The organism is Streptomyces sp. NPDC052052 (assembly GCF_040680455.1).
Classification (GTDB): Bacteria; Actinomycetota; Actinomycetes; order Streptomycetales; family Streptomycetaceae; genus Streptomyces.
On the sequence record NZ_JBFAWU010000028.1, the window covers coordinates 42,508 to 58,481 of the forward strand.

The 15,974-nt window shown below is 68.7% G+C and carries 26 protein-coding genes; 5 read left to right on the forward strand and 21 right to left on the reverse strand.

Going from position 1 to position 15,974, the window contains the following annotated elements; all coding sequences use genetic code 11:
- The first annotated feature begins 278 nt into the window (after positions 1–278).
- Both AB0L71_RS28225 and AB0L71_RS28230 read left to right on the forward strand, forming a co-directional pair.
- Entirely contained in the window at positions 279–1,100 is an 822-nt protein-coding gene (locus AB0L71_RS28225) for a helix-turn-helix transcriptional regulator (protein WP_365248132.1), read from the forward strand.
- 167 nt (positions 1,101–1,267) lie between these two features.
- Positions 1,268–2,320: a PhlD gene (locus tag AB0L71_RS28230; RefSeq protein ID WP_365248134.1), complete on the forward strand. Its 1,053-nt coding sequence runs from the start codon at positions 1,268–1,270 to the stop codon at positions 2,318–2,320.
- 294 nt (positions 2,321–2,614) lie between these two features.
- On the opposite strand, the gene AB0L71_RS28235 is transcribed toward AB0L71_RS28230, so the two are convergent.
- From AB0L71_RS28235 to AB0L71_RS28260, 6 genes are all read right to left on the reverse strand, one after another.
- On the reverse strand, positions 2,615–3,457 hold the full coding sequence (locus tag AB0L71_RS28235; RefSeq protein WP_365248136.1) for a hypothetical protein: 843 nt from the start codon (positions 3,455–3,457) through the stop codon (positions 2,615–2,617).
- 11 nt (positions 3,458–3,468) lie between these two features.
- Entirely contained in the window at positions 3,469–3,693 is a 225-nt protein-coding gene (locus tag AB0L71_RS28240) for a hypothetical protein (RefSeq protein ID WP_365248138.1), read from the reverse strand.
- A 75-nt stretch (positions 3,694–3,768) separates the two neighbouring features.
- Positions 3,769–4,644, reverse strand: a complete 876-nt coding sequence (locus AB0L71_RS28245) for a hypothetical protein (RefSeq protein WP_365248140.1) — start codon at positions 4,642–4,644, stop codon at positions 3,769–3,771.
- Positions 4,641–4,946 carry a hypothetical protein gene (locus tag AB0L71_RS28250; protein WP_365248142.1) on the reverse strand — a complete coding sequence of 102 codons (306 nt, stop codon included), beginning with the start codon at positions 4,944–4,946 and terminating at the stop codon, positions 4,641–4,643. Before AB0L71_RS28250 ends, AB0L71_RS28245 begins: the two co-directional genes overlap by 4 nt.
- A 14-nt stretch (positions 4,947–4,960) precedes the next feature.
- On the reverse strand, positions 4,961–5,527 hold the full coding sequence (locus tag AB0L71_RS28255; protein WP_365248144.1) for a hypothetical protein: 567 nt from the start codon (positions 5,525–5,527) through the stop codon (positions 4,961–4,963).
- Between the two features lie 32 nt (positions 5,528–5,559).
- The gene (locus tag AB0L71_RS28260; RefSeq protein WP_365248146.1) at positions 5,560–6,093 is read right to left on the reverse strand and encodes a helix-turn-helix domain-containing protein; all 534 of its coding nucleotides are present in this window, start codon (positions 6,091–6,093) and stop codon (positions 5,560–5,562) included.
- A gap of 355 nt (positions 6,094–6,448) precedes the next feature.
- Between AB0L71_RS28260 and AB0L71_RS28265 the strand changes: the two genes are divergently transcribed.
- Entirely contained in the window at positions 6,449–6,598 is a 150-nt protein-coding gene (locus AB0L71_RS28265) for a hypothetical protein (protein ID WP_365248148.1), read from the forward strand.
- A gap of 961 nt (positions 6,599–7,559) precedes the next feature.
- Here the strand turns inward: AB0L71_RS28265 and AB0L71_RS28270 are convergent.
- The 4 genes from AB0L71_RS28270 to AB0L71_RS28285 all read right to left on the reverse strand — a co-directional run bounded on the left by AB0L71_RS28270 (position 7,560) and on the right by AB0L71_RS28285 (position 9,432).
- Positions 7,560–7,979, reverse strand: coding sequence for a DUF1870 family protein (locus AB0L71_RS28270; protein ID WP_365248150.1), 420 nt, complete (start codon positions 7,977–7,979; stop codon positions 7,560–7,562).
- Positions 7,980–8,046: 67 nt separating this feature from the next.
- Entirely contained in the window at positions 8,047–8,526 is a 480-nt protein-coding gene (locus tag AB0L71_RS28275; RefSeq protein WP_365248152.1) for a hypothetical protein, read from the reverse strand.
- A 148-nt stretch (positions 8,527–8,674) separates the two neighbouring features.
- The gene (locus tag AB0L71_RS28280) at positions 8,675–9,079 is read right to left on the reverse strand and encodes a DUF6233 domain-containing protein (protein ID WP_365248154.1); all 405 of its coding nucleotides are present in this window, start codon (positions 9,077–9,079) and stop codon (positions 8,675–8,677) included.
- 2 nt (positions 9,080–9,081) lie between these two features.
- On the reverse strand, positions 9,082–9,432 hold the full coding sequence (locus AB0L71_RS28285; protein WP_365248156.1) for a hypothetical protein: 351 nt from the start codon (positions 9,430–9,432) through the stop codon (positions 9,082–9,084).
- A 112-nt stretch (positions 9,433–9,544) separates the two neighbouring features.
- On the opposite strand from AB0L71_RS28285, the gene AB0L71_RS28290 reads away from it, so the two are divergent.
- Positions 9,545–10,318: a hypothetical protein gene (locus AB0L71_RS28290; protein ID WP_365248158.1), complete on the forward strand. Its 774-nt coding sequence runs from the start codon at positions 9,545–9,547 to the stop codon at positions 10,316–10,318.
- Positions 10,319–10,395: 77 nt separating this feature from the next.
- Entirely contained in the window at positions 10,396–10,635 is a 240-nt protein-coding gene (locus tag AB0L71_RS28295; RefSeq protein ID WP_365248160.1) for a hypothetical protein, read from the forward strand.
- A gap of 241 nt (positions 10,636–10,876) precedes the next feature.
- Here the strand turns inward: AB0L71_RS28295 and AB0L71_RS28300 are convergent, their stop codons facing one another.
- The 11 genes from AB0L71_RS28300 to AB0L71_RS28350 form a co-directional block, all read right to left on the reverse strand.
- Positions 10,877–11,386, reverse strand: a complete 510-nt coding sequence (locus AB0L71_RS28300; protein WP_365248162.1) for a hypothetical protein — start codon at positions 11,384–11,386, stop codon at positions 10,877–10,879.
- Positions 11,387–11,420: 34 nt separating this feature from the next.
- Positions 11,421–11,936, reverse strand: a complete 516-nt coding sequence (locus AB0L71_RS28305) for a helix-turn-helix domain-containing protein (RefSeq protein WP_365248164.1) — start codon at positions 11,934–11,936, stop codon at positions 11,421–11,423.
- Between the two features lie 153 nt (positions 11,937–12,089).
- Positions 12,090–12,746 carry a nuclease-related domain-containing protein gene (locus AB0L71_RS28310; RefSeq protein ID WP_365248166.1) on the reverse strand — a complete coding sequence of 219 codons (657 nt, stop codon included), beginning with the start codon at positions 12,744–12,746 and terminating at the stop codon, positions 12,090–12,092.
- Positions 12,743–12,928: a hypothetical protein gene (locus tag AB0L71_RS28315; protein ID WP_365248168.1), complete on the reverse strand. Its 186-nt coding sequence runs from the start codon at positions 12,926–12,928 to the stop codon at positions 12,743–12,745. The genes AB0L71_RS28310 and AB0L71_RS28315 overlap by 4 nt, the downstream gene beginning before the upstream one ends.
- A 49-nt stretch (positions 12,929–12,977) precedes the next feature.
- Complete coding sequence (locus AB0L71_RS28320) at positions 12,978–13,172, reverse strand: hypothetical protein (protein WP_365248170.1); 195 nt, start codon at positions 13,170–13,172, stop codon at positions 12,978–12,980.
- Between the two features lie 107 nt (positions 13,173–13,279).
- Positions 13,280–13,819, reverse strand: coding sequence for a helix-turn-helix domain-containing protein (locus tag AB0L71_RS28325; protein ID WP_365248172.1), 540 nt, complete (start codon positions 13,817–13,819; stop codon positions 13,280–13,282).
- The gene (locus AB0L71_RS28330) at positions 13,816–14,259 is read right to left on the reverse strand and encodes a hypothetical protein (RefSeq protein WP_365248174.1); all 444 of its coding nucleotides are present in this window, start codon (positions 14,257–14,259) and stop codon (positions 13,816–13,818) included. Before AB0L71_RS28330 ends, AB0L71_RS28325 begins: the two co-directional genes overlap by 4 nt.
- 2 nt (positions 14,260–14,261) lie before the next feature.
- Entirely contained in the window at positions 14,262–14,699 is a 438-nt protein-coding gene (locus AB0L71_RS28335) for a hypothetical protein (protein ID WP_365248176.1), read from the reverse strand.
- A gap of 2 nt (positions 14,700–14,701) precedes the next feature.
- Positions 14,702–15,070, reverse strand: a complete 369-nt coding sequence (locus AB0L71_RS28340; protein WP_365248177.1) for a DUF4326 domain-containing protein — start codon at positions 15,068–15,070, stop codon at positions 14,702–14,704.
- A gap of 14 nt (positions 15,071–15,084) precedes the next feature.
- Positions 15,085–15,642, reverse strand: a complete 558-nt coding sequence (locus AB0L71_RS28345) for a hypothetical protein (protein ID WP_365248179.1) — start codon at positions 15,640–15,642, stop codon at positions 15,085–15,087.
- Positions 15,639–15,965, reverse strand: coding sequence for a hypothetical protein (locus AB0L71_RS28350; protein ID WP_365248181.1), 327 nt, complete (start codon positions 15,963–15,965; stop codon positions 15,639–15,641). Before AB0L71_RS28350 ends, AB0L71_RS28345 begins: the two co-directional genes overlap by 4 nt.
- Positions 15,966–15,974 lie beyond the last annotated feature (9 nt).

Genomic DNA, 15,974 nt, shown 5'->3' on the forward strand with positions numbered 1-15,974 from the left:
ATGGTGGGAAGAGCGTAGAAATACGGGCCGTGCTGCGAAGCGTTCCGACACCACACATCGGAATACCGGCGAGTATCCCTACGCTCTTCCCGCAACCGCTGTCCGCGGCGCATGCACACAACCGTTGGCCAAGAGCTTGCAGGCCAGCGACTGCGTCCCGCCCCAGCATGCCGCGCTTTCAGCGTTTTATCTTCGCGCAGTTTTTATTACAAAAACCGACGTAACTAATTACACTTCCACCGCTGAACTCGGCAGCACCACGGGGGGATTGCCCGCACATGTACAAGAAGGCCTTGAAAGCACTCCTGACCGAACGGCGCGCCCTTATCAACCCGGAAGCCGTCGGCCTGACCGGGCCCAGCAAGCAAGGCCGGCGCGCTCCGGGCCTGTCGCAGCACCAGGTCGACCAGCTCCTCAACCGCGGCAGGAACACCTGCAACCGGCTTGAGAATGGGCAGATCCGCAACCCGGATGCTGACCTGCTCCGGGACGTCGCCCACCTCTACGGGCTGAACGAGCAGGAGTGGGTCAGCCTGTGCCGGTACGCGGGCATCGGTGACCCGCCCGGTCCCCTCACCCTCCACTCCGGGAAAGAAGTCCCCGGGGTGTGGCAGGAGGCGGTCGACGGGATGTCGCACATGGCGTACGTGACGGACGCGTCGTGGGACATGCTCGCCTACAACGCCGCGTTCGCCCGGCTGTTCCCCGGTGGCCGCGTCCCTACGAACACCATGCGGTGGATGCTGCTGGACCGGGATGGGCGGAACACCCTGACCGACTGGGCCAACGCCTGGGCCCCGTTAGTGCTCCCCCAGCTGCAGGCCGCGATCGCCCACCGTCCCGACGACGACATCCTCCGCCAGATCGAGAAGGAAGTTGCCGCCGACCCGGACTGTGCCCCGATCTGGGAGGCCGGCGGTGCCCACATCCACCCCGACGGCGACGAACGCCCCCTCCACCATGCGATCGACGGGCCCGGGTGGGTCACCATGTGCGCCGCCCAGCCCATGACCGCCCCCGGAGCCCGCCTCATCGTCCTCGTGTTCCACCCCGGCACGCAGCGCGCTCACGCCCGCACCCCCATGCTCCGAGCCCGCTGACCCACCGGTGAACGGTCCCCCTCACCACCCTGAGGGGGACCACCCCAAAACCGACCACCCTCCCTGTTCCCGGCAATGCATCGATCAGGGTCAATACCCGGCCCCACGTGCCATACGGTGAGCGCACCCCCACCGCCGCCGCACCAGCCTGCCCGCCGGAGGATGCCGTGCCCGTCGCCTACATAGCCCGCCCGTACACCGTGCTCCCCGACCACAAGGTCACCACCGGCGAAATCCTCGACGACATCCGCGCCCACCATGCCGACCATCCGCGCCTGGCCGCGATCCTCCGCATCGTCGCGAACACCGGTGTCGCGACAAGGTACTTCACCCGGCCTCTCGACTCCCCCACCGTGTCCGGCACCGCGGACATCGAGGAACGGGCCGCGGTCGCGTTCGCGGACGCCCTCGGCATGGCCGAACAAGCAGCCCGCACCACCCTCGACGCGCACGGCCTCACCGCGGCGAACGTCGACGCGGTCATCACCACGCACTCCACCGGCTGGGCCGTCCCCAACCTGGACATCCACCTCATCGACCGGCTCGGCCTGCACCCCCACGTCCGCCGCATCGCCCTCACGACGATGGCGTGCGCCGGCGGCACCCAGGCCCTGATCCGCGCCGTCGACATGGTTGCTGCACGGCCCGGCTCCACCGTCCTCGTCGTCGCGGCCGAAGTCATCTCGAGCGTCTACAACCACGCCGACACCGGTGTCGAGCACATGATCTACAAAGCCCTCTTCGGGGACTCCGCCGCCGCAACCCTCGTCACCAGTCGCCCCCTCAGCCCCGGCCTCGCCGTCGACAGCCCGTACGACACGTACGAACACGTCCTCCCGAACAGCCTCACCCGGTACCAAGGACGCCTCACCGCGACCGGGTTTCACTTCGACAGCACCAAGGAAGCCCTCACCGCGGCGGACGACGTCCTACCCGACCTCCTCCACTGGATCGGGCCCCGCATCGTCGACTTCGCCACCATCCACCCCGGGAGCGGGCGCATCATCGCCGACACCGCCTCCGCCCTCGGCCTCGACACCCACGACACCCGACACAGCACGGACACCCTCACCGACGAAGGCAACCTCGGCGGAGTATCCGTGCTGAGGGTCATCGAGCGCACCCACACCGACCCGCCCCCAGCCGACGCCCACGGCCTGGTCGTCGCCTACGGGCCCGGCTTCACCACCGCCGCACTCCGCGGCACCTGGACAACCTGACCCACACCGCGGCCGCGAAGTCGACCGAGGCGCGGCACCCCACCGCCGGACTACGGCCAGCACAAATGACTAACTGTCACCCCCCTTCCCCCAGCTGGGACCATGAGGGCCCGTCAGCCCCGACCAGCTGGAGACCTCACCGTGCCCGCGCGCGAGGTGACGCCGTGCAGACGCCGAGGCGGCGGCGAGCCAGGCCGGTCCGTGCTTGGTCTGCTGCCGCAGCGTCTCCAGCAGGTCCCCCAGCCAGGTTGAAGCCGTGATGCGCTCCTGCCCCGGCCCCCTACGTGCGCCTGTTCAGTCCGCCATGTTCCTGCAGGTGAGGTAGAGCACGACGGGCATGCTTTCCCCCTTGTCGAGCACCAGGGCCCAGGTCCACCCCTGGGTGTCAACCACGAAAGACACCACGCCCTCCGCGAGGGGGTGAACGATCTTCGGCGCGATCTCCTGCTCAATCTGCCGCTCCATCTGAGACAGGATCACCTTGGCGTTGTCCCGTTGAAGCCGAGTTTCTGCGTACGCCGTGGCGTAGGTATACAGAGCGCGTTGGGTGATGTGGAGAGGTGCGTCCTGGCTGCCGAGGACGCCTCGTATCCACTTAGTCAGGTTGTGTCCGGCAGTTTTAGGCATGGAAACGCGGGACTTGACTCCCTCCTTGACCTGCGCCCATGTGCGTTCGACGTGCTTCGTTTGGTACATCTTGACGGCCGCACGGTCGGGGGACAGGAGGAGTAGGTATCCCTCCTTCTTGAACATCAGCCGGTACCAGCCGTCTTCCGACTGGTCGATCTGGCCGGAGATCAGCAGATCCTCCAGGAGGCTTCTGATCTGGACCTCGGCTTCGTCCATCGAGCAGGAGTGTCGGGCGGCGAACAGCTTGCGTGCGGCGAAGGTGACGGCCACGTTGTGCGCCTCGTCGAGATCAAGGGGAGCCGAAACGGGTGTCCATGCCTGGCCGTTCAGGCTCGCTTTGAACCAGCGGGTACCGGTGACTCCAACCGTCGGTTGCGGCTGAGTGAACCCCGCACACTTACCGCACCACCCGTCAAGACGAGGGGTCATGTTCACGCAAGGGGAGCCATCGACGTTGTACCGCCGACAGACGCGGCGGGAAGCGGGAGCGGCAGGCTTGGCAGTCATGGTCGTGGTCCTCACTGATTGGTGGCGTGGTCAGCAAGCCGGTCGATCGCGGCCTTGGCGGCGGGGGCATTTCCGACGAACCCGCCCCCGCGCCCGCGCCCGTACGCGACCGGCATCTGTCCGGCCCGGGCAGGGATCAGGATGGAGCCGATGAACGCGTCGTCAGTGGGCTGGTCGCCCTTGAACAGCCACAGGTAGGCGACGCCGGCCAGAGGGTTCCTGATTGTGCGCGGCACGGCACCGAGGGCAGCGCCCACCGGCCCGCCACCCAGACGCGGAACCGCAACTCGTGCGAGGCGCCTTGCACCCGGTCATCGTCGCCACACGTTCACCTTCTCCGTCGACAGCAGCGGAGCCCCCTCCGGACCCTTCATGTGTGCGGGCACCCACGTTTGTCGGCGCAACGACCGCTCCGGCCCATGCGCCTGGTTCCGCCAGTGCCCGGAAACGATCCACCTGTTCCGGTACGTGCGCTGGTCCGTGCCCGCATCCGGGTCGCGGTCCTGCGGAACGTACTGGCGACGCAGCGCCACCACGCTTACGCCTGAGTCCGGCGTCCCGGCACGGCGCAGAGCCCGAGCATCCGACCGGTGCGGTTCCTGCTCGGTCCGGTCCACCAGCTGCGGCTGCTGCATCAGGTGCCACGACGCGGCCAGCGCCGCCACGATGGCCCTGGACGGGGCCATCCCTTCATGCGGCGGCAGGTCATCGAGCGGAACCGGCTCGCTCGTCACGGGAAGCCGAACCTCGCGGATCCCGATCAAGGGCGGTACGGCCTCCGGGTTCGGTACCGACGCACCACCCAGGAACTGCTCGGCCGTCATCAGGTGCCACACGACGAGGGTCTCGTCCGGCCCCGGCCCCCATGCCAGGGCGGCAACCGGGCCATGCATTGCGGGGTGGACCTGCACCATGCCCAGGCCACCGTCGAACACGATCAGCCCACACGGCGACGGCCTGTCCGCGGTCGCCCACCGGGCTGCCGCCAGCTGCTCGCCGGCGTGCATGGCCAGGGCGGTCATGTCCTCGCTGGCCCAGTACAGGTCTGCGGCCTTCAGGTGCCGGGCCATGAGCCCGGCCACACCCTCCGTGCCCGTCACGAACGGGTTGGGGCGACTCATCAGCCCGTCCATGCGGCGGATGGTCTGCGCCCTGGCCTTCGGCAGGCCACGCGGTCGAAGGATCACGAGGCACCTGCCGGAGCCGTGCGGCGAACACCGCGGAACCGACGAGCCCAGGACCGCAGACGGCGCCGCGTACCGTCACCGCCGCCACCGTTCCACCACTTCCACGCAAAAAACCCGGCAGCAGCAGCTGAAATGGACGCTGCCACGGTGTTTCCCGTCAGGAACCCGCTTGCCCCAACCAGTACTTGTGAGACGGCCAAGAGCCCGTAGACCTGGTAGTCCGACAACCGATTGAAGGCCGCAGCCACTAACCCGGCGACGATCACGATGATCCCCGCCAGGTTGAGTAGATAGGTCAGCACGCTAGTCCTTCCGGTCACGCGGCGGTTGAGGCGGTGCGGTTGCCCTTGCCAAGGCGCTTGGCCAGGGCGTCGCGGACCTCGCCCGTCCGGAAGTAGGACTGGATGCGGCCGGAGTCCGGGTTGGGTCCGTGGTAGAAGGCCTTCACGCCGAGCCTCGACATTGCCCTGGATGCGGCCTTGTCCGGCTCCTTCGCGGTCGACTTCAGTTCGTCCCGTCCGATGTCCTCCAGCGTCACCGGGTCGTGCCACTCGATGATCTCGTCCAGGTCGATGCCCTCGATGCAGCCAGCAAAGTCGAGGCGCCCGTCGTCGTCGACCGGGTAGTCGTCGAACTCGCCGTCCTCCGGGTGGGCCGGTCCGATGAACTCGTCACCGCACAGCGAAACGCTGTCCGGCAGGGCCCGCTCGATCGCGGCCCGATACGCCTGCTTGATCTCGTCCAGGGCGCCGGACTTCTCCAGGAGCTCCCGCCAGTCGGAGTCTCCGCCGTTGATGCAGTCGAGGACATCGGCATCCGGGCTGGTGGAGTACTGGTTGACCTTGTTGGTCCAGGTGCCGTAGCTGGTCGTGGTGTAGCTCATGACGATGACTCCTTCGTGATGTCGGTGGCGTTTCAAAGGGCGGCGACGGCGGCACGGACGCCGGCGAAGATGCGGGCGACGAGGTCGACGTAGTTGCGCTCACCGTCGAGGTAGCGGATCTCATACGCGTCGGCGCCATGGTGCTGGACGTAGAGGCGGCCGTCGGCGACGTCGAAGTACACCTTGCTGACGGCTCCAAGGAGGTCGTAAGCGCGGCCGTTGGCGATACCGCGGCCGCCGAGGGAGGCGGAGGAGATGCTGCCGGTGCCGTACCGGGTGACCTCGATGCCCGCGTACTCGGTCCAGTCGTTCAGGTAGATCCGGTGGTAGTTGCCGCGGATCCACTCGTTGCCGCCGATGGCCTTGATGTTGTCGGCGGTGAGGACGACCTTCTTGGCCTTGCGGGCGACCCGGCGGGCGCCGATCTCGATGCGGTGGGCGAGGGAGGCGGCGTCGATGACCCACCGGCCGGCGACCTTGGTGGCGGCGATGATGCCGCGGCGGGCCCAGTCGCGGATGGTGGCGACGGTGACCTTGGCCTCGGTGGCGGCGGTGGTGGTGTTCATCGGGTTCCCCTGTCCCTTGGCGATGACCCAATAATGCCGTACGTACGGCGTTATGCGCAAGGGGGTTACCCGAAAGAGTGACTGCCAATCAGAAACCGCAGGTCAACGCGACGAACACCCGCAGCTCACCGCATCCGAACCGCCGTCAGCACCCCGTGCCGCCCCGACCAGGCCAGCACCTCCACCGCCAGATCCGACTCCACCCGCGGGTACACCGCGCCCCGGGCAGGGGCAACGAACCGCCCACCAGGGCACAGCATGGAAGCATGAACCCTTCCCGTAGCGACGAAGCCCCCGCGATCCTCGGCGCCCTCAAATCCACGCCCGCACCCACGGCCTGCCACAGAAACGCGAAGTGCGCGCCGCAGTATCCCGCCGCGCCATCGCGCAGTTGTGGCCCAACAAGTCCCTGTCGACCCGTGAGATCGGCCGCAGAGTCGGCATGACCCTGACCGGAGTCCGGTACCACGCCCAGGTGATGGGCCTGCCCGCTCGAGACCGGTAGGACCCGCAACAGACGTACACCCCCGCCCGGCCATGAAGCCGAACGGGGGCGCAGCTTTCAGCAATCAGCGCCTTCGCGGCAACTGCAGCGCGTTCCGCCACCTGTTGATCGTCACCCTGGATACACCCAGCTCGTCCGCGACCTCTGCGGTTGTCATCCCGGGTGTCACCCACAGCTCCCGCAGACGTCCAGCGACTTCATCCGTCAGCCCAGACCGCCCCCCAGGACGAGGGCGCTGCCTGGCCGCTTCCACCGCCGCCAAGAGTCGCTCGTGCTGTGGAGCCCGCAGGTACAGCGTGGACTGCGACATGCCGGCCAGCTGGGCAGCACGAGCAAGGGTCGCGCCCTCTTCGATGTGCGCGGCGGCTGCGTCCAGCTGAGCGTCCGCGACGGGGGCTTTACGTAGATCCTTTCCCGTCGCCGTGGTAAGCCAGTCCAGCAGGGCGACTACCACCGCGTCGAAAGCAGGATCCCCACGCCACGTGGTCGCGGTGGAGGGAGGTAAGCCGATGGCCTTTGCCGCAGCAGACTGGTCTCCTCCCGACCGAGTCAGAGCAGCAAGCCAGTCTCCGCGGCGGGCCGCAGCCTGCACAGCCTTGGGCTTCCCGTCCAGGGCAGCCCGCAGCTCGCCGTCCGCCCGCGCCGCTTGAGACAGCGACTGCGGTGTAACCCCTGCCTCTTCGGCGGCCTCTGCAGCAGTCTTTCCGGCCCGCAGGAATCCCAGCACCTCGGCACGCTGGTCGGTACTCAGCCCGCGCCGACCACCGGTCTCCTGGTTGTGCGCGGCGCGGCACCGAGGGCATCGCCCACCGGCCCGCCACCCAGACGCGGAACCGCAACTCGTGCGAGGCGCCTTGCATGCAGTCATCGTCGCCACACGTTCACCTTCTCCGCTGAAATTGAGAGGAGCTCCCGCCGGGTCACCAGGCGGGAGGAATCGTCACCGGTCCGCACACGGCGATCAACTGTCCGCGTAGGCGATGGACAGCCCAGGCACTTCCTGGGCGATGCGCGCGACTACCGCGCGGTGCCAGGAAGCAGGGAAAGGGATCTCCGGGTGCGCGGCGTGGTACTCCTCATCCGTCCGGTACGTGAGGACGCCCGGCTCCGGCATGTCGAGGAGCTGAGCGACGACTCCGGAGATGAACTCTCCGGTCCGTGCTTCCAGGTCCTCAATCTCCAGACGCACGCCGTCGGGGATGGCGTACTTGCCGGCCTCCCAGGCGCGCACGGTACGCCCGGAGACGCCGAGGTGGCCGGCGAGCCAGTCCCCGGTGAGGCCCAGGAACTCGCGGACGACGCGGAACTCTGCCGGGGACATCCGCTCGTCCTCCGGCATTCCGGCCGGGTCGGTGTACGTCCTGTTGGTCTGCTCAGGCATGACAGTCTCCAAAGGGGGCGGGCCCGCCCCGTGGTGGGGACGGGCCCGCGGTGCGTGCAACGGAAGGTCAGTTCGTGGCGACGACGCGGCGGACCTTGATGGTGTAGCCGGTGTCGACGGCGTCCCACGAGCCGACCGTGTCCCAGCCCAGCTCGCTGAGGCGGGCCTCGGCGGCGTTCTGCGCCACCTTGTGGTCCTCGCAAGCCGCGGCCAGGGATACCGGCAGGGATACCGGGGCCAGGGGCTCGCCCGTGACCTGGTCGGTGTCGTCGTAGTCGAGGATGCCGACCTCGACGCCCTCGCCGTGGATGAGGCAGCCGGCGTCGAGGGTGAGCCATGCGGTGGCGGTGACCTTCTCGGCCTCGTCGGTGGTGGTGTCGTGAGTCTCGACGATCGCCCAGTACGCCTGGCTGTCGAAGTCGTCGATGCTGGTCAGGTTGCCGTCGTGGGCTGCGATCAGGTCGTCCACGATGCCATCGACGTTGAAGTCCTCGATGTGGTCGCCGAGGGTGAGGGAGACCTGGTGGGCGATGTCCTGACGGTTCATGGTCCGGTTCCTTCCGGTGGGGTCTGGGGCTGTTCCCCTGACCTCATGACAACAACAGTAGCTTCCTATTTTAGGAAGCGCAAGGGGTGTCGCCCTGAAGAGTGACTAGCAATCAGAAACCGCAGGTCAGAACGCAGGCAGCAGCGGGTCAGGGCGCGCCAAGCACCCGGTCCGGCCGGCACACGTCGCAGGGTGTGGCCCCGTCGACGAGGGCGGTCACCGCTTCCTCCCGGCTGACGGGGCGCAGCTGTCTTCCCATGGCCCAGCAGTCCCCGCGGTGCACCTCGTGAGGGGTGCGGGCGCCGTCGGTGATGCCCCACTCCGGGGTTCGCGGTCGCGGCGTCGGGCTTTGCTGCCCCTCGGGCCGCGGCGTCCCGCGCTCGCGCCGCTCGTCGACCGCCCGTGACCCCTGCTCGCGCCGCCCCTGCCCCTGTCCCTGCCGTTCCTGGGCCTCAAGCTCGCGGATCCGGGCACGGGTCTGGCGCAGCTGCCAGTCCAGCCACTCCTCCAAGGCGTGCAACTTGTCCAGGCGGGACACTTCAGGGTCGGGCACAACTACGCCGCCTGGTCCTCGGGCTCGGGCTCGTGTACGCGCTTGAGCGCCATCCTCGCCTCCATCACACCGTCATTGAGCGTCGCCCAGTGCGGGTGCGTGCTCACCTCGACGCTCAGCCGGAGCAGCTCCGCCTCGAAGCGCCGGACCTCCGCGGCCTGCTCCTCCGTGTACCCGGGGCTGTCCGGCTTCGCCGACACGTAGTTGCTGTGGAGCTGCTTGTCGTGCTCCCACCCGGGCATCGGCTCCGCCGACCACGGCAGCGTCTTGCTGTACTCGTCGTACTCGGCACGGGTCTGGTGGAGGGCGAGCTGGGCTGCGCGGAGATCGGCGGGGAAGTTGTACGTGGGCACACGAGAATGCTACGCCTGTTCGAATACGGGCTGCGGCTGACGCGCCGGGATCCTCACCTCAAAACCGAATCAGGGCTTGCATGTATCGATCGATACTCGTATCGTTCGATACATGAGGAACCGGGAAGTCATTGACGCCATCTCCGAGAAGATCGCCGCCAAGCTCAGTGAAGCCGTAGGGCACACCATCCCCGCCGTCACCACCGCCCAGCTGGAGGCCAGCCCGGCCGATGCCCGGCTCGGCACCCTCTACATGTCTCACCTCACCGCGGACGCCCTGACAGCGCTGGACTACCACGACGGGCACTCGTTCAGCGGAGGAGCAGGGAAGCCGGACAACGTCTTCCGGGCCATGGATCTCCTGAGCGAGTACATCTGGCGGAGCAGCCAGCCGATCGAGGGAGGAGACCGGGCCCCCGAGCCCGGCCGCGGCTACGACCGCCCCGACGAGGGACCCATCAGCGCTTCCGAATCCCGGACCCGGGAAGAGGAATGGGTGCTCGAACGCATCCACCCGTCCTACCTCCCCGACACGCAAGACGGCACGGAGCGCACTGCCGAGCGCATCGAAGAGACCGAACGCGCCCTTGCCGCAGCCTGGGACTGGACCGAGGAAACCACCCCGCTCCTCCGGGATGTTGCCGAACAGTCCCGCGCCCGATTCGCCGAGCGGTTCGCCCCCGCCGACTTCGAACCGACCGGCACCGGCGCGGAAGCAGTGGCAGAGCGAAGGCTCGCGGGGTGGGCGGCCCTGCGGGACATGCGCGATGCCCTTGTTCGCCAGGCCTTGGCGGACGGGGTGACCAAGAGTCGAATCCAGCAGATCACCGGAATCTCGCGGAGCACGATTGATCGCATCCCTGGGGTCGGTAGCACCAGCGCCTGACTCCGGCACGAAGAAGCACCCTTGGACGCGGGCGGGCAAGCCGACCGCAAGACCACCGAGCAGTGAGGACCACGACCATGACCGACTCCCTAGCCGCCCGCGCAACCGCCTCCCAGGTGACCCGGATTCAAACTGAACTGGCCCGTAACGCACAGAGATTGTCCGAGGACCTGGCACGCTTTGCACAGGACGTCGACAGGGGTATCGCCTGCGGCGACATGCCTCAGATCGCCAACGGAGTCCAGAAGCTCCTCCTCCAGGCGACTCGCCTGGACGCGATGCGGGAACTGAGCGAGCTGTACGCCGCCGAGCAGTAGTCGCACATCACGGCGCCCCCGACCAAGGTGAAGTTGGTCGGGGGCGCCGCCGTGTCAGGATATCGGCCCTTCCAACCCCGCCCCCCTGCCACAATGGGCTTGGCCCGCCGTGTCCCCCCGTCACGGCGGGCCCCCGAACGCACAAGAGCGGCCCACCATCCCCCAGGGACAGTGGGCCGCTCGCGGTTACGCGTACACCCGCACCGTACGGCTCAGGGCCGCTCCGCGCGCGTCTACCTGCTCAGGCACTCTCGGTGGAGGCCAGGCCCGCCACGATCAGATCGCGCAGCACGTCGGCCCGCTTCCGGCCGCCACCAACGAGCGCTTCGACTTGGGCGCGCGTCTCCTTGTCGAGGCGGACTTCCCACTTCGGCCCCACCCCCGGACGGCCCATGTTCGGGCCGGCCTCCTCGTCCAGCTGGCCAAACCACTCCTCGACGGCGGCGTCGTGCTGGTTGTGGAGCAGCCACGTCTTGGCGGCGTCGTCGTCGATGAACTCATAGCGCTCGGCAACGCCCTGGCGCTGCGACCAGTTGTTGAGGACCCACCGGCCGCTCTTGGCGCGGTACAGGGTCTGGTGGTCCCACTGGCTGTCGGTGTTGACGGAGATCTCGTTGCTGCCGTCCCAGTCATCGGCCTCCCGGTAGGCGGCCGCGGAGTCGGGGTTGAACCAGCCGGTGAGGGTGGTCTCGCCGGCGCCGTTGTAGAGCTCCTGCTCGGTCGGGTAGCGGTAGACGTTGATGCGGGCCATGAGGGGTCCAATCGGTGTCGGGTGCGGGTGGTGGTCAGCAGCAGGTGCAGACGCCGCCGTGGCGGCCGGACGGGCAGTCGCAGCGGTAGGAGCGGCGCTCGCCGCGGCCGCCGTGCTTGGCGTCGTCGATGAGGCGGGACGCCTCCGGCTTGGTCAGCCCCTGCAGGGCGGAAGCGGGCTTACCGGTGAGGGTGGCGAGGTAGCTGATCTGGCGGGCGGTCGCGCGCCCTCCGGCGGCTTCGATGGCGGCGGCCTTGGCGGCGCGCTCCTTGGACTCGGCCCGGCAGGCGGTGCAGATGGCAGTGCTGACCATGTTGCGGCGCAGGCTGCGGTCGGTCTCGGTGTGGCGGCACGCCCGGTAGTAGATGGTGTAGACGGGCGGGCGCTTCATGGCGCCGATGGTGATGCGGTGGGCGAGGGATGCGGTGTCGATGACCCAGCGGCCGGCCCGCTTGACCGCGGCGACGGCGCCGTTGCGGCACCAGGTGCGGATGGTGGCGACGGTGACGCGGGCCTCGGTGGCGGCTTCGGCGGTGGTGATGGCGGTCATCGGTCCCCCTTGCTCCCCCTGCGGACTTTCCGCATGTGTTAAGTATGGCACGACTAAGCGCATGCGTAAAGTCTGGTGATGGAGAATCCGCCCCGACACGCAAAAAAGGGCCCGCCGTCCCCTCCCAGAGACAGCGGGCCCAAATCCGGCAGGTCACCTGTACGGCAGCAGCACCGCATCCACCCTCTCGGCCAGGCCTGCCGCGCGCTGCGGATCCCGCGGGCCCCGGACCGCCCCAGCGAGACGGGGCACCAGCAGATCCGTCCCGAGCACCCACACCGTGCCACCCGGCACCGGCGCTTCGAACCCCCCGCCGGCCACCGGAGAGCCGTGGACGACGATGACCGGCACCACCAGCACCCCCGGCAGGACCGCACCGACCGCCTGCGCGTACCCGGCGACCTTCACGACCTGGTCGTGCCGGTCCTCCCGGTCGCGCCTGTCCTTCGTGCCGCAGTGCACACGACCCCCGACGAGTGCGGTGGTGCGCCCGCGGTGCCAGTTCTTCGTGTCGAGGACGACCAGGGCGGTACCGCACGGGGACACCAGCACGTGGTCCAAGTTGAACCGGCGCCCCGGTAATCGGAGGTCGTGCCGGACATGCCACCCGGCGGCCTCGAGATGGGCCAGTAATCGGGCGGTGGTCGCCTCCCCCGCAGCGCCGTGCGCCCACCGGGCCGCCTCGGCGTCCGCACGCCGCACCCGTGCCCCGCCGAGGCCGAGGAACGCCAGCATGCGCCGCCACGGGCCACGACGGGCCTCCGCACGAAGCGCCGCAGCACGGGTCGCAGCCGAGTTCCGGGCGTTCACCGGTCCCCCTTCTCCGACCGGTGCAGGGCGTTCACCGCGGCATCGGCGTGGGCGAGCCACTCGGAACGGGCGTGATCCCACGCCGTACCCGACTTCATGAACGCCTTCGACCCGGCATCCTTGGCCATGGCCTCGGCGAGATGCTGGCGCAGCCGCTCGGCAGGCTGCGGGATGGTGGTCATGCGGTGTTCTCCTTGGGGTTCCAGGTGTTGGGGATGGTGTGCCGGGACATCACGACGTCGGGGCCTGGTTTCGCCGGTCAACCCATGCTTCAACGCGCATCGCGACGGTCACGATGAGGGCGGCGACGAGGAGCGTTACCCATAGCGGCGGGTCCTGCCGGTTGGTGGCCGCGTCCCAGATGAGGCGGGCACCGACGCCTGCGACGGTGATGAAGACGATGAAGCCGCGGTGCTTGCGGAGCATGTGCCCTCCCAGGGCAGTGGTGTGACGGTGGGTTACGAACAGGTGGGGTGTACTGGCGGGTACGGGTCTCGGCCTCGGAATCAGGGAGACCCGGCACCCGGGAACAGTCACGCTGCGTGTGACTCAGGGATGGCGTCGAACAGTCCGCGTTCCTCAGCGACCCGCACCGCAGCAGCCCGGCGTTCGTCCCGCGGGAGATCCCACACCCCCAGCTCCCGGTACGTCTCCGACAACCGGGCCGCCACCACCTGCCGTGTAGTCCCCACCCGGGCAGCGACCTGCGGCAGCGACAAACCGGTCGATGCCGCCACCCGCAGGATCTGAACCTGTCGCGGCGTCAGTACCCGCGCCTCGGGCCTGGCCGGCATCACCCACGCGTCGGACAGCAGGTCGCTCATCGACATACCGAGACCGCGGCACAAGGCGGCAAGGCAGTGCAGGGGAAGGGTCGTCTGCCCGTTCTCGACGTGCGCAACGGTTTTGCGGGCCATGCCGGCGCGCTTCCCGAGCACGGACTGGGACCATCCGCGGGCATGCCGTTCGGCCCGGATACGGTCGCCGACGTCGGCGAGGAGCTCGTCACGGTCCTGGAAGGCCGTGGGCCCGCCACCAGCCGGTGACGGGCCCACCAGGGCGGGGGCGGTCATCCGTGCTGCCTCTGCTCGGGCGCGGCGGTGGCAGTGGGCTGCTGCACCCCGACGGCGTTGAGGCGATCGCGGAGATCCTTGGCGATGGCCGTGTACAACTCACGGTCGTCGACCCGGAGGGCGTTCTCCGCGAACTCCTCCAGCCGGGTAGCCAGCCCGCAAGCTCGCTGGACGGCAGCTTCCAGCTCGGCAACACGGTTCAGGAGGTACGGCACGTCCTTCCGGGCGCGGGCGATGAACGACCCGTTGCTGAACGCAGCCTGCTCGTCCCCGACCAGCACAGCCACGTCACCGTCCGAGCCGAACCCGTCCTCCCTGGTGATGCGGGTCCCGTGCTTGATGGTGTACGTGCCGTTCAGGTCGCGGCTTGTACCCCACGGGCCGGGTGTCGCGGCCTGCTCGCGGGCTCGGATCTCGTCGAGGCGGGTGGTGTCGGTCATGGTCAGTTCTCCTTCGTGGTGAGGGCGGTCGGGCGGGGCCGGCGGGGGAACGGGAGCCGTGCGGACGGGGAGATGAACCGGCGCTTCGGCATGACAGCCGGGGACGGGGCGGTTACCGGGGGCAGGTCGTGGTGCCACATCTCCACCCACACGCCGTTCGACCGCCACACGCACACGACCCGACCCGGCCGGAACTCGCACACCGGCCGCAGATCACCGGCACTGCCGAGGGCGAGCGGGTAGCCGGACGCGAAGTGGTGCAGGGCTTCCTGGGCGTGCTCCCCGATGACCTGGACGGTCAGGCGCGGCGCCCCGTCCTCCGCCGTACCAACCCGCCAGTCCGGAACCAGGGCGGACGGGTACCGGTCACGGACCGCCTGGTACCAGGAACGGACAGCGGACAACTTCGTCTCGATGAGAGCTTCAGCGATCTCAAGCATGGTCAGTTCTCCTTCGGGGCGTTGGCGAGTTCAAGCAGGACGGAGGCATGGCAGTGGTCCTGCTGGCCCTTGGCCGGGAGCGGGCAGTAGCAGGCAAGGTTCTTGCCGCGCAGCTCGGGCAGTCCGTCCAGGAGGCGCTTGCGGGTCGCGGCAGCCTCGGGGCCCATCCACCACTGGTCGGAGCCGCACACCCAGGACCGGAACGCCATGTGGCACGCCTCGCGGGCCTGCTCGGGGGTCTCGGCTCCGAGCCACTCGATGGCCCCGGCGAGCGTGAACGGGTTCCCGAAGCGGGAGGGCCTCGTGACGATGACGGTGTTGTCGGGCTTGCGCCATCCCTTGGTGCGGCGGCGCTGGATACGGATGGGCATGGCGTGGTGGCCTTTCAGGTGGTGGTCGGGGCGGTGCCGGTGAGGGCGGGGAACGTCTCCGGGTGCGCGGTTTTCCAGTTCAGCCAGTGCTTCATCGGCTCCTCGCTGCCAATCGTGTGGCGGCGGTCCATGACCTGCTCAAGCGTCAGCGGGCCCGGCTTTCGGTCGGCAAAGGTGGGCGGCTCCGGTACGAACGTCGGCCCGGAAATCCACGAGCAGAGGCGGTACCCCCAGTCGTTGGGCCCGTACTTGATGAAGACGGTGGTGTTGGCGCCGCTGTCGACGTCCAGGGCGCGTTCGGCGAGCTTGCGCTGGTATCCCTCACGGAACCAGTGCTGCAGGTACTCCTGGATGAACGAGGCGATCATGCGGGCCTCGTGGTCGGTGGGGCGTTCGTTGCTGCCGAAGGGCGGGCCCTTGAGGTAGTCCGGACCGCCGGTGACGGGCTTCAGGTAGGCGGCGATGTACTTCCACTGCGGGTTGAAGCTGCCGACTACCGGCACGCGCAGGGCGGTCAGCGGGTCGTCGCGGTCGGCGTCGGTGCCGAACGGCCAGGACTTGGGGGCGGTCATGAGGTCTCGTCCGTGATGTCGGTCCAGGAGCCTCCGCGCCAGTCGTCGAAGGTGCGAGGGTTGGGCGTCCAAATCCACTGCTGGTCGGCAGTTCGAAGCCTTCCGTGTTGACCGTGCGCCACGGGTTCGCCCGTGACTTCGTCGGTGGTGACGGACTCGCAGAGGAAGCGGGACCGTTCACGCCCTTCGGGACGCCCCACGCGAGCGGCATACAGGTGTCCGGGCTTGAAAAATGTCGGGGTTGCCATCTCGACGCGGTCGAGGTGCTCGCCACCGAGGTGGGCGTCGTCGGCGTAGTTGTACAGGTCGTCGCGCGCAGTCATGGGCTGGCC